The organism is Croceivirga sp. JEA036 (assembly GCF_011882165.1).
In the GTDB taxonomy this organism is placed as follows: Bacteria; Bacteroidota; Bacteroidia; order Flavobacteriales; family Flavobacteriaceae; genus Croceivirga.
This window is the reverse complement of the sequence record NZ_JAATON010000001.1, coordinates 409,314-422,137: the sequence shown is the minus strand read 5'-3', so window position 1 is coordinate 422,137 and position 12,824 is coordinate 409,314. Positions and strand designations below refer to the sequence as shown.

General features: G+C 38.3%; 8 protein-coding genes. 2 read left to right on the top strand and 6 right to left on the bottom strand.

Annotation, left to right across the window (positions count from 1 at the left end; all coding sequences use genetic code 11):
• Window positions 1–184: 184 nt before the first annotated feature.
• From HCO57_RS01490 to HCO57_RS01465, 6 genes are all read right to left on the bottom strand, one after another.
• Window positions 185–1,762: a sugar porter family MFS transporter gene (locus HCO57_RS01490; protein ID WP_167987527.1), complete on the bottom strand. Its 1,578-nt coding sequence runs from the start codon at window positions 1,760–1,762 to the stop codon at window positions 185–187.
• A 77-nt stretch (window positions 1,763–1,839) separates the two neighbouring features.
• Window positions 1,840–2,931 (bottom strand): mandelate racemase/muconate lactonizing enzyme family protein, encoded by a 1,092-nt coding sequence (locus tag HCO57_RS01485; protein WP_167987526.1) that lies wholly within the window; start codon window positions 2,929–2,931, stop codon window positions 1,840–1,842.
• Between the two features lies 1 nt (window position 2,932).
• Window positions 2,933–4,387, bottom strand: a complete 1,455-nt coding sequence (aldA, locus tag HCO57_RS01480; protein ID WP_167987525.1) for an aldehyde dehydrogenase — start codon at window positions 4,385–4,387, stop codon at window positions 2,933–2,935.
• A 19-nt stretch (window positions 4,388–4,406) separates the two neighbouring features.
• Window positions 4,407–5,171, bottom strand: coding sequence for an SDR family NAD(P)-dependent oxidoreductase (locus HCO57_RS01475; protein WP_317171110.1), 765 nt, complete (start codon window positions 5,169–5,171; stop codon window positions 4,407–4,409).
• A gap of 22 nt (window positions 5,172–5,193) precedes the next feature.
• Entirely contained in the window at window positions 5,194–6,210 is a 1,017-nt protein-coding gene (locus HCO57_RS01470; protein WP_167987523.1) for a zinc-dependent alcohol dehydrogenase, read from the bottom strand.
• 3 nt (window positions 6,211–6,213) lie between these two features.
• Window positions 6,214–7,359, bottom strand: a complete 1,146-nt coding sequence (locus tag HCO57_RS01465) for a glycoside hydrolase family 117 protein (protein WP_167987522.1) — start codon at window positions 7,357–7,359, stop codon at window positions 6,214–6,216.
• A gap of 628 nt (window positions 7,360–7,987) precedes the next feature.
• Here HCO57_RS01465 and HCO57_RS01460 point away from each other — a divergent pair.
• The gene (locus HCO57_RS01460) at window positions 7,988–11,074 is read left to right on the top strand and encodes a SusC/RagA family TonB-linked outer membrane protein (protein ID WP_167987521.1); all 3,087 of its coding nucleotides are present in this window, start codon (window positions 7,988–7,990) and stop codon (window positions 11,072–11,074) included.
• A 19-nt stretch (window positions 11,075–11,093) separates the two neighbouring features.
• On the top strand, window positions 11,094–12,809 hold the full coding sequence (locus HCO57_RS01455; RefSeq protein WP_167987520.1) for a RagB/SusD family nutrient uptake outer membrane protein: 1,716 nt from the start codon (window positions 11,094–11,096) through the stop codon (window positions 12,807–12,809).
• Window positions 12,810–12,824: the final 15 nt, after the last annotated feature.

Genomic DNA, 12,824 nt, shown 5'->3' with positions numbered 1-12,824 from the left:
ACGAATTAAAAAAAGTCTGCTTCAACTGGCCCTAGTTTACCAGAATAGAACTAGAATAGTACTAATAACCACCAAAAGCAGTATAATTTGAAATTGATAGTTTTTATACCAAGGTAATTGTTTGTCTACTGATAATGTTAACTCCTATTCCACTATTAAATTGAGTAAACCAACCGAAAAACTATTATCCGTTAGTATAATTTACCAACTTTGCCTCTAACTCTTCTAAAGATTTACCTTTAGTTTCTGGTACTTTAGCGATAATAAATAGAAGCCCTATTACGGCAAATATAGCATACAATAGAAAGGTAAGTGCATTACCAAAATTAGATAACTGCCATGGAAACACTAATTGTACTAAGAAGGCGAAGGTGAGATTTACTAAGCCTACAAAGGATATGGCTAAACCACGTATACGGTTAGGAAACAATTCTGAAAACAAAACCCACATTACTGGACCTATAGAAACTGCATAAAAAGAAACGAATAGTAAAATACCTATAAGAATTAAAGAGGTATTCATAGAAGCTGCAGCCGTAACCAAATTAGTTTCGTACTGCTTGGCTGTTTCCGTTCCTAAATGTTGTGCTAAAGCCGTTTTAAAATCCAAGTCGTTATCAAAAGTTTGGCCTATAATGGGTGCTAATTTAGTGTTTTGTATAGCAGAGGGCAATTGTTCTAAAGCCTTGTTATCTAGAGTATAACTTGCTGTTTTAAATCCGTAGGTAAGTAATAGCATAGATATTCCCATACCTATCATTCCATATATCAGCATAGGTTTTCTACCTAACCTATCGATGATAAACATGGCTAAAACCGTAAATACAAGATTAACTAAGCCTACTAAAATAGCTTGTAAAAAAGAAGCATCTGTACCTATACCGGTTTGTTCAAAAATCATAGGAGCATAGAACATCACGCTATTAATACCCACCAACTGCTGAAAAATTGCGACAATAATACCAACCACAATAACCAGACGCATATTCTTTTTAAAAATTTCTTTTATATGGACCTTTTCTTTTTCTTGTTCTTGCTGAATACTTTTTTCTATAGCACGCATTTGAATTCCAGCCTCACTTACCCCAGCAAATTTTTCTAATGTTGAGAGCGCCTTTTCTGGATAACCATGCATGGTTAACCATCTAGGGCTTTGTGGAACAAAGAACAAACCTAAATAATACATTAAGGCTGGTATGGTTTCCAAACCTAACATCCATCGCCAGTTCCATCTATCTATATTTAGGTTAGACACCCAATCCAAACCAGACTCTCCTAATTTTAAAATGAGATAATTGGTAAAAAATGCTGCAGAAATACCAATAACAATATTGAGTTGATTAAAAGACACCATTTGCCCTCGCTTTTCAGCAGGGCTCACTTCCGCAATGTACATAGGCGCAATAATCAGAGCTGCTCCTACAGAGAAACCGCCAATAAGTCTACCAACAATTAAAATAGTAAATGTGGGGGCCAAAGCAGAACACAATGCAGATATAGCAAAAAGGATTGCCGCATATTTTAACACTGTTCTACGCCCTACTTTATCACTTAATGGACCTGCAATAAAGGTACCCAGTGCGGCGGTTAAGGTAATAGAACTCACCAGCCAGCCTAGCTGAATATCATTTAAATTGAATTCTGTTCCTACGAATTTTAGGGTACCCGATATTACCGAGGCATCAAACCCAAGTATAAATCCACCAAGTGCCACAATAGCCGCAATACGAATAATGTAGTGCTTGCTTACTTTATCATTCATTCTAAAATCTATTAAAGGTTGCCTAAAATGTTATTTAGCTCTGCAAAAGCGCATTTAGGTAGTACTTTTTAATGCTGTTATTGTTTATAAGGTGCTAATTTGCTCCAATTAAACACCACCCCTGTGCCTGCTATTTCTGGTGCTACAGCTCTATGATTTTCTACTACAAGAGGTCTTGTAGTATATTGGTCTATAGGAAAACTATGTACCTCTAACCAACCAGCATTGGGCTGGGAAGAAACCAAACTTACATGCAATTCTTGCATACCATGACTACAAACAGGAATATTGTGCTCATGAGCCAACCTAGCCACACGTAGCCAGCCAGTTACACCCCCGCAGTTAGAGGCATCTGGCTGAATAAAACTTAATTTTGACTGTGCAAAAGCGTACTCGAACTCATGAATTGTATGCAAATTTTCTCCCATGGCTAATGGAAAATTGGTTTCGGCTACAATCGCTGCATAGCCTTGGTAATTATCTGGTATAATAGGCTCCTCAAACCAAGTAATATCATACTGTTTAAATCCTTCTATAGCCTTAACAGCTTTCTCTACATCCATAGAATAATTAGCATCTACCATAAAAGTAATGTCTGGACCTATAAATTCTCGCACGGCTTTAATTCGCTCTAAATCCTCTTCCAAATTTTTACGGCCAATTTTAATCTTTACAGCATTAAATCCGCTAGCCAAATACGTTTCCATATTCTTCAAAAGTTTAGGAATAGGAAACTGCAAATCGATACCGCCACAATAGGCTTTACAAGTATTATCCGCACCACCTGCTAATTGGTATAAGGGTTTACCTTCTTTTTTACAACGGATATCCCAAAGCGCAATGTCTATGGTAGAAATGGCAAACGAAGCAATACCTCCTCTACCCACATAATGGATATGCCATTCCATTTCTTCATACAACTCTTCTATTTGTGTACCATCTTTACCCATTAAAAACGAAGCAAAATCATGCTCCACCATGGCTTTAATGGCGTGGCCACCCTTACCACCTGTATACGTATATCCAGTACCCTCCGAGCCATCTGCAAGGGTTATAGTTGTGGTAACCAACTCAAAATGAGTATGGTCTCCGTGTTTAGCATCATTTAAAACCTCTGGTAAAGGCACTTTAAAGAGTTGGCAGTTTATGTTGGTTATTGTAGTGCTCATGCTATGCTTTGTGTCTTACGTAGAAGGTTTTCTTCTCCATATATTGTTCAAATCCGTATTTGCCATCTTCACCGCCAGAACCACTTAGTTTATATCCATTATGGAATCCTTGGTGTTGCTCTCCGTGGCCTCTATTCACATAAATTTCACCATATTCCAACTCGTCATTACAACGCATAATCTTGTTCATATCATTGGTAAAAACCATGGCTGCTAGGCCATATTCACAGTCGTTAGCATAGCCAATAACCTCATCAAAAGAACTAAATTTTAATACTGGCAAAATTGGACCAAAAGATTCCTCATGTACAATAGTCATTTCTTGAGTAACATTGGTAAGCACGGTAGGCTCAAACCAATATCCTTTTTCAAAACCTTCTCCTTGTAAACGTTTACCGCCTGTAGCCACAGTTGCGCCTTCTTCTATGCTCACTTTTACTAAGTGTTCCATATGCTCAAGTTCGTTCTTATTTACTTTAGGCCCCATATCTGTATCTTCTAACATTGGGTCGCCCACTTTCAGTGCTTTGGTTTTGGCAATGAATTTTTCCATGAACGTATCATAAACCGCCTCATGAACGTACATACGCTCGTTGCAGGTGCATACTTGTCCGCAATTATCAAATCTAGAATGCAATGCAGCATCCACAGCAGCTTCAATGTCTGCATCTTCAAAAACAATAAATGGCGCTTTACCACCTAATTCTAGTTGTACATGGGTTAAATTTTGTGCTGCCATTTTAGCAATTTGTTGCCCAACTGGCGTAGAACCCGTCATGGTTACCATTTTGGTAATAGGGCTTTCTACTAAAGCCGTACCCATGGCACGTCCTGGTCCAGTAATAATATTTAACAGGCCATCTGGCAGCCCTACTTTCTTAGCTAAATGTCCAAGTTCTAATGTTGCTAAAGGCGTTTCTGAAGTTGGTTTAACAACCACTGCATTCCCAGCCACTAAAGCTGGACCTATTTTTCTCCCGGCCAAGGCAAGCGGAAAGTTCCATGCTGTTATGGCAACCACTACCCCTCTTGGTATTTTTTGTATCCAAATTTGCTCATTAGGATTATCAGAAGGAATAATGTCACCTTCTATTCTACGTGCACCCTCGCACGCATATTCTATAAAAGAAGCGGTAACCGCAACTTCCATTTGAGCTACTTTTAAAAGCTTACCTTGTTCTTTTACTAGTAAAGTCGCTAAGTTATCTGCATTAGCCTTAATCTCTGCTGCAAATTTGTAAAGCAATTCCGCTCGTGTTCTAGCGGGTACTTTTTTCCATTCCTTCTGCGCTTTGTCTGCTGCAGCTAAAGCTTGTTCTGCTTCTGCAACCGTTCCATTTTGGACGGTAGCAAACACTTCTTCTGTAGATGGATTTATAATATTGATGGTTTCTCCAGAGGTAGAGGTTACCCACTTACCATCTATAAACATTTGATATTCTTTTACTGATGCCATTGTTCTTGTTTTTTGATGATTATCTACCCATCCAGCCGCCATCGACTAGTGTTATACTTCCACTCATATATGCCGCTGCTTCTGATGCTAAGAATACCACAGGACCAGCAAAATCTTCTGGCTCACCCCATCTACCAGCTGGGATTCTTGCTAATATAGAATTGGCTCTATCTGGATTGTTGCGTAGTGCTTCTGTATTATCGGTGCTAATATACCCAGGAGCAATAGCATTTACATTTACACCACTACCAGCCCACTCATTAGCAAAGGCCATGGTCATTTGCCCTATAGCTCCTTTACTGGCCGCATATCCTGGCACCGTAATACCTCCTTGAAAGGTTAATAAAGATGCGGTAAAAATAACTTTACCAGAACCTCTGGCAACCATTTCTTTCCCTATTTCTCTAGTTAAAATAAATTGTGCGTTTTGGTTTACTTCTATCACCTTGTCCCAGTATTCATCCGAGTGTTCTGCGGCGGGAGCTCTTAAAATAGTACCCGCATTATTTACCAAGATATCTATTACAGGAAAATCTGCTTTTACTTGCTCAATAAAAGCATACAAAGCTTTTCTATCGCTAAAATCACAGGCATAGCCTTTAAATTTTTTACCAACTGATTGCACTTCTTTTTCTACCTCGCTACCCTCTGTTTCTAAAGTAGCACTTACACCTATAATATCAGCTCCTGCTTCTGCCAAACCAATGGCCATTGCCTTACCAATACCTCTTTTACATCCGGTAACTAAAGCAGTTTTACCCTCTAAACTAAATTTATTAAGTATACTCATCTGTGTTATATTCTATTTAAGATTGGCAGTCCATTAAAACTTTCAATCCGTCAGGATTTTTATCAATATTTTCAAATACAGTCTGTATGTTTGCCAAGGGCTGTACATCTGTTATCATCTGCTCAAAGGGCAATTCATTGGCGGTAATTAGCTCGATGGCTTTTTCATAATCCTCTCTTTCATAAACCCGAGCTCCTATGAGTTTAAGTTCTTTCCAAAAGAATTTAAAAAGGTCTACCTCTTTTTTTTGCCCATGTATAGCCACCATTACAATTCTACCTCTAATCCCAGCAACCTCTGTCATTACATCCAAGGCAGGTTGTACACCAGCCACCTCAAAAACAACATCCGCACGTCTGTTTTCTGTTTTGCTCTTTACGTAATCTACAAGGTCTAATTTAGTAGGATTCACAGCGTCTAACCCCAATTCCTTTGCTTTAGCAATTCGGGTTTCATTTACTTCAGAAATGATTACTTGTGCTCCTTTTTCTTTAGCTACAAGGGCTACCAGTAGCCCAATAGGGCCGCCGCCTAATACCACTGCTGTTTCTCCTTCTTGCAATTCGCCCATGCGTACATCATGCACTGCAACAGACAATGGTTCTACTAAGGCTGCCAGTTTTAAATCAGTCTCTTGTTTTAATTTATGCAAGGTAAAAGCGGGTACATTCCAATATTGTTGCATGGCACCCGGACTGTCTATCCCTATGAACTTCAATTCCTCACAAATGTGGTTAAAGCCTTTATCACTAGGCTTTACTTTTCTATCATCTAGTGGTCTTACTACTATTTTATCGCCTACGGCAAAATCTGTAACTCCCTCCCCTATAGCATCTATAGTCCCAGACATCTCGTGTCCTATAGTTACGGGAATCTGTACACGTTTATCCATCATCCCATGATAAATATGTACATCTGTTCCACAGACACCTACATAGGCTACTTTTATTCTTACTTCTCCAGCCGCTGGGGCTTTCATCTCCTTCTCTAAAACTGAAAAGGTTTGATTTCCTGTATATTCCGTTGCTAACATTGGTTAAATTGCTTTTTCTCCTATTGCTGTATGAGCTGTTTTATGATAAGATGAAAACCTAAGTATACTTTGGTAGTCATCATTATTGTATATATGGGTAAGTCCCCATCTTAATATTTCTGTTGGATTTTTCTCCGTATCTACTGTGCGATTAAGACCTATAGCATGCGGCGGGTTTTGAATGCTGGCTACAATTTCAAAATTGATACCATCTGGAGCCCATTGTATCGTATTTTTCTCTGGTCCATCTGTAGTAATGAGTGATGCTATACCTCCATTATAAGGCCACACGCATATTTCATGACCACTATTGCTAATAGGGTTGTAGGGCGATTTTACATACGGTCCTAAGGGATGTTCGGCTATAGCAACGCCATGCCGTATTTGTCTACCACCAAAAGTAATTTCTTCGCCCATTTGCTCTCCTTTATAGTAGAGGTAAAATTTACCTTTAAAAGGAAGTATACACGGATCATGTACTTTATGACTATCAAAATCACCTTTCTTTTCTACCGCAAAACGGTTATCTTCTTCTCCCTTCCATATACCATTGTCTGCTGGAGACAAAATAGGCTCAGGTAATTTGGTCCATGGCCCTTCTGGACGCTCTGCCCATGCCAAACCCACCTGATTTTTTACACGCACCGTGTAAGGAGATTTCACCGTCTGATAAGACAAGTAATACTTCCCTTCATAAACCATTATCTCCGCAGTAAAAACAGAACGGTCATCATATGCACCTTGTTCCCCTCTAGCAACAGCTATTCCTTGTTCCTTCCAAATATACCCGTCTTTAGAGGTTGCATACCACACGTCGCAGCGGTCCCATGGAAACACTTTTTCTTCATCTATATTACCTGCAAAACCTTGGGTAGGCCCCACACTTTTGCTATACCACACATAATAAGTGTCGTCTACTTTTATAACTGCGCTAGGATCTCTTCTACAAACACCTTCTTCATAAGCTAAATCTCCTTTCAAGGGCTCTAAATCATTAAATTCAATAAACCAATCGTTTCCAATTTTTGGCCATTGAAGTGCCCGTTTACTCGCTGCACTTAAATGAGTCCGGTGGGTTATACCTAGTCTATCCAACTCAGCATCGGTGACTTTATCAAGAGTTTCTTCTTTAATGTTCTCAGTTTGCATGGATTATTTTCCAATTTAAAAATTTGATAAATCGCCTATTTGGGTCATGATTTTGATTGTAAAAGTTATTCCTAAAAAGTTACTTCATTGGTATCGCGTATTCTTTTCTAATACCTTAAAAGTCCCTTAACAAAAATTTGAAATTCACAATTTTTTAAATAGACGATTATCAATTTGACAATAAAAGCCAAGGTACACATAACTAAAAACCAACTGTAAGCCACTAACTCAACAAAAACTGAACACTAGACATTTCTTTTAGCACACTACACCTAATCTAGTTATTAAAACCTAAAGGTATAGCCATAAAATAATGCGGTAATACTGCAGCCTTCCTAATATCTACCACATATGATCAAAACGGAAATTTTTATAAAATGCGCCTTAATTGTTAGTTTTTATAACTCGATAATCACTACGCAACAATCTGAACATTATAAATAGACAGGTGAAATAGAGTCTAGACATTTCTTTTACTGTCTAGTTTTTGTTGAGTTAACATTTTCTTAACCGTATTTACAATTAGATAAATTTGACTGGTCATGATTTTGAAAAACTCAATTTTTAACTCGGTTAGGTATTAAATCAACAACCAAACCGAATTTTTTAACAAACCTAATTCATCATTATGAAAGGACACAAACTGAAAATTAACTGCGTAGTGACCACGTTACTGCTGATCATGTTTGGGCTTGGTACTGCAACAGCCCAAAACAATGTATCGGGAACGGTTACCGACGTGGATGGTATTCCCTTACCAGGGGTGGCCATTCTAGTAGACGGAACCAGCCGAGGGGTAACCACGGATATGGATGGTAAGTATACCATTGCAGCATCCCAGGGAGAAACCCTTGTCTTTACCTACATAGGTTTTAAAGACATTAAAAGAAGCATTACTGCTGCTAGCCAAAACATTAATGTTACGCTAGAGGAAGACACCCAACAATTAGAAGAGGTAGTCATTGTAGGTTATGGAACACAAAAGAAAAAGGAAGTTACCGGTGCGGTAGTAGGCTTAAAATCTGAGACTATTGCTAAGGCTCCGGTATCTGATTTAGGTGAATCCATACAAGGACAAATTGCTGGGGTAAACGTACAAGCCGCCAGTGGTAGACCAGGTGCTAATGCAAACATCCAAATTAGGGGTGTGGGTTCTTTATTAGGGAATCTTACTCCACTCTACATCATAGACGGCATTCCTTTTCAAGGAACACCAAATATTCCGCCAGAACAGATTGAGTCTATAGATGTATTAAAAGATGGTGCCTCTGCGGCAATCTATGGTACAAGAGCATCTAATGGGGTAATCTTAATTACCACCAAACAAGGTAAAAAGGGACGCCTAGATGTAGATTTTACCACTTATACTGCTGTACAGAATATTACGTCTGGTGTTCCATTAATGAACACTTTACAACAAATGTATGCAGAAGAAGTTACCTTAGAAGCTTTGGGTAGAGACCCGCTTATCTTCTTTTTTAATCCAAATGCTTTGGATTATGACAGTGACTTTGTAGGCGACGTTCAAAATAACAATGCATTAATACGTAATTATGCATTAAACGTTAATGGAGGTTCAGAAGATATGTCTTTGAACTTTAGCACCAACTTTTTTGACCAAGAAGGGGTTTTAGTAAACTCTGGGTTTGATCGTTTAAGTACGCGTTTAACAACCTCATTCAATAAAGGAAGATTTAAAGCATTCGCTTCTATTGGTCTTACGTATGAGAACACTGCACAAGAACCTTGGTCCCTTTATGAATATGCAGTAGCTCAAAGACCTTGGCAACCACCATTGGATGCGCTAGAATCTGTAGGTGAAAACAACGTACAAATTCCTGTAAGAAATGCCATTCTTTACAGCTTTTTATCGAGCCAATTAGACAATAGTGACAAGCGTAAAACGTCTAGCACTAATATTGCGGCTAATTTAGAATATGAAATTGCTAAAGGTTTAAGCTATAAGGTTAGTTTAGGTAGAAATAACTGGAATTACAGAAGAAAGTTCTTTCAACCTCAATACTTAGTAACAGATAGGGACGGTACGTTTAACCCAACAGCTTCTAGAGAAGATGCTATTTTAGAGGAAGAATTTACCTTTACAGAACGTAATACTATAGAAAACATCCTTAACTATAGCACTAGTTTTGGTAAACACAATCTAAACCTGACTGCAGTTTCTTCTTATGAAGAATTTAATTCTAAGCAATTAAGTACTGGAGTTATAGGTTTACAAAGTAATGACACACAGACCTTAGGCGCAGGGCAAGAAGGTACCAAACCCTCCAGTTTTGATTTTAACCAGACTATTAGTGGTCTTTTAGGGAGAGTACAATACAATTATGATGGTAAGTACTTAATTTCTGCAAGTTTAAGAAGAGATGGTTCATCTAATTTTACAGAAGAAAATCGTTATGGTGTATTTCCAGGGGTTTCTCTAGGTTGGAATATTAGTGATGAAGGTTTTATTAAAAACGCAACCAACAGTCCTATAGACAATTTAAAACTACGTTTAAGTTGGGCAGAAGTTGGGAACCAAAGTATTCCTGCGTATGCTATATCTTCTCAAATTGAGTCTGGTGTTAACTATCTTTTTGGCACAGATGAAACTGTTACTCCTGGTTTTATACAAAGGCGTATTGCTAATAGCGATTTAAAATGGGAAACTAAGATTTCTAAGAATATTGGGGTAGACTTAGCCATGTTCCAAAATCGTTTTAATCTAACTGTAGATTTATACGAGAATGAACGTTTAGATATGCTTTTACCCCAAGCTACCCCTGCATCTTTGGGTACTACGCAACCTAGAGCTGAAAGCATTTTTAACCCAATCTTTGTTAATGCTGGGGATATGGTGAATAAAGGGATAGAAGTTGCTGCATCTTACAAAAGTAACTATGAATCTGCCTTACAATGGGATGTTGCTGCAACCTTTACCAAAAATGTAAATGAAATTACTAGCCTTAACGGTATAGAGCGTGGTTTTGGTGGTGGTAGGCCTGCACAATCGCTAGGGAACAGTATTGACTTTACCACCTTTAATGCTGTCGGTTATGAAGCTGGAGCTTTTTTCTTAGTGCAGCATGATGGTGTAATAAAAAATCAAGAACAGTTAGACGCTTACAAAGCATTAGACCCTAGTGCGCAATTAGGAGATATGATGTACGTAGATGAGAATGGTGATGGTCAAATTAATGAAGATGACCGTGTATATTCCGGTTCTGGACAACCCGAATTTGAAGCGGGTCTAAATTTTAACTTCACCTACAAGAATTTTGATTTGTTCTTACAAAACTATTTGTCTTATGGTGGTGAAATATTTAATGGTTCTAGATACCATGCATACACCAGAGGAAGACATTTAGAACAATACAACATGTGGACTCCTCAGAATCCTGATTCTGATGTACCGGCAGACAGACAAAATGCTTACGGAAATAACGTAAGAGCACGTTCTGACTACTTTTTAGAGGATGGTACATACTACAGGTTAAGAAATATCACTTTAGGATATTCATTACCAGAAGATGCTGTAAATACCATTGGCATGAAAAAATTGCGTTTCTACGTATCTGCCATGAACCCAATCACAATTACAGATTATACTGGATTTGACCCAGAAGTTGGAGGTAATGGTCTTAGTACCAGAGGTGTGGATATAGGCAATTACCCCGTAGCAAGAAGATTTTTACTTGGACTACAAGCTAAATTCTAACTAAAACAATTGCAAAGAGATGAAAAGAAACAGAAACAAACTGCTCAAATTATTACCTATGGCAGCCTTAACGCTAGCCATGAGTTGTAATGAGAACGAATTTTTAGACGAAGTAAACCCTAATACGATTACAACAGAAACTTTCTGGGAATCACAAAAACAATTTGAATCTGCTCTGGTTACCGTTTACGGAGCTACGCAATTTCAATCTATTAGTGGTGAGTTATTACAGCATGAAATGATTCTTGGCGATATCGCTGGTACAGAATCATGGTACAGACCTTTTGCTTTTAGAAATCTAACGTATACAGATGCTTCTATTTACGTAGTAGACAAATGGAATGAACTGTATGTTGGTATCTACCGTGCAAATCAAGTAATTCAAAACTTGGCAGATGCAGACCCTTCAGTATTTCAAGAGGGAGCTAAAGAAAGTATAGAAGCACAAGCAAAGTTTTTACGAGCCTTCTTTTATTTCCAATTAGCACATACCTATGGCGGAGCTGTAATTAGAACAGATGTCCCTACTGGCTTAGACGATTTAGAAGGTGCTTTTAGTTCTATAGAAAAGGTAACAAATACCATGATAATTCCAGATTTGGAATACGCACAGGCTAATCTACCACAAGTATGGGACGGCAAAGACCTTGGTCGTATAACATGGGGTGCAGCAACTAGTTTATTAGGTAAAGTTTATTTATACCAAGAAGATTGGACCCAAGCGGCAAGCCTATTTAAGACGGTAATAGATAGTGGTATTTACAGCCTTACAGAAGATCCTATGGACAATATTAGGCATGATACCGAGTTCAACTCCGAGTCTATTTTTGAAGTAGCTTACAATGCAGATGTCAATCCTGGAGCTCCTGGTGGTGCTGTAGATGATAATCAATTTGAAACTGGAGCAGAGGCCTCTGGTATGGCAAGAGCAATTGGGCAATTAAATTTTGGTGCTTTTAATACGCTGTTACCAACGTATTATTTGCACGAGCTTTTTATTAATGATGAAGTAGACCCAGACAACCCGATAAATGATGGAAACCAGCAATCTAAACGTATGTTTGCCTCTATTGCTCCGTTAAATGGAGAAGGGTTGTACTACGGTTTAGAATACGGTGAAAAAGGTGGTTGGGCTTTTGGTCAAAGTGCTTATGTAAAAAAACACACCAATTGGTACCACTTACCTAATGAAGATGGTTTAAGCCGTTCTGGTATTAACTTTAGACACATACGCTTGGCAGATGTGTACTTAATGTATGCAGAAGCTATTCTAAATAGTGGTGGTTCAGTGGATGAAGCTATTGATTATATAGATTTAATTCGTAGCCGAGCCGGCGTAAAAACGCTTAGACAGTACTTGGCAGATAACGGCAATACCTTTCCTCAATTGCATGTAAGCATACAGGTACATGGTGCACAGCCAATGGTTGCTCCTACAAGAGAAAATGTAATGACCCATTTAAAACGAGTAGAAAGACCTATAGAACTGTGTTTTGAAGGTCACCGTTGGAAAGATTTGGTACGATGGGGAATGGTACAAGAAGTTTTTACAGAACTAAGAGCGGATGAAGTTTGGAGAGAGGCGAACAAAGAAGCCATTTTTGACCAATTTCCTTTACGTATTGTAGAACGTGTACGCCCAGATTTTTTCTTGTGCTCAGACAACTATGATCCGGCAGTACATAATTATTTCCCTATCCCAGCTCAGGAATTACAAACCAATGAGGGTCTTTAATCTCAAAAAATTAAT

Bases quoted from the DNA above. Each gene is read 5' to 3' on its own strand.
- HCO57_RS01460 (WP_167987521.1), top strand. From the start codon at position 7,988: ATGAAAGGACACAAACTGAAAATTAACTGCGTAGTGACCACGTTACTG.
- HCO57_RS01470 (WP_167987523.1), bottom strand. From the start codon at position 6,210: ATGTTAGCAACGGAATATACAGGAAATCAAACCTTTTCAGTTTTAGAG.
- HCO57_RS01455 (WP_167987520.1), top strand. From the start codon at position 11,094: ATGAAAAGAAACAGAAACAAACTGCTCAAATTATTACCTATGGCAGCC.
- HCO57_RS01465 (WP_167987522.1), bottom strand. From the start codon at position 7,359: ATGCAAACTGAGAACATTAAAGAAGAAACTCTTGATAAAGTCACCGAT.
- aldA (WP_167987525.1), bottom strand. From the start codon at position 4,387: ATGGCATCAGTAAAAGAATATCAAATGTTTATAGATGGTAAGTGGGTA.
- HCO57_RS01490 (WP_167987527.1), bottom strand. From the start codon at position 1,762: ATGAATGATAAAGTAAGCAAGCACTACATTATTCGTATTGCGGCTATT.
- HCO57_RS01485 (WP_167987526.1), bottom strand. From the start codon at position 2,931: ATGAGCACTACAATAACCAACATAAACTGCCAACTCTTTAAAGTGCCT.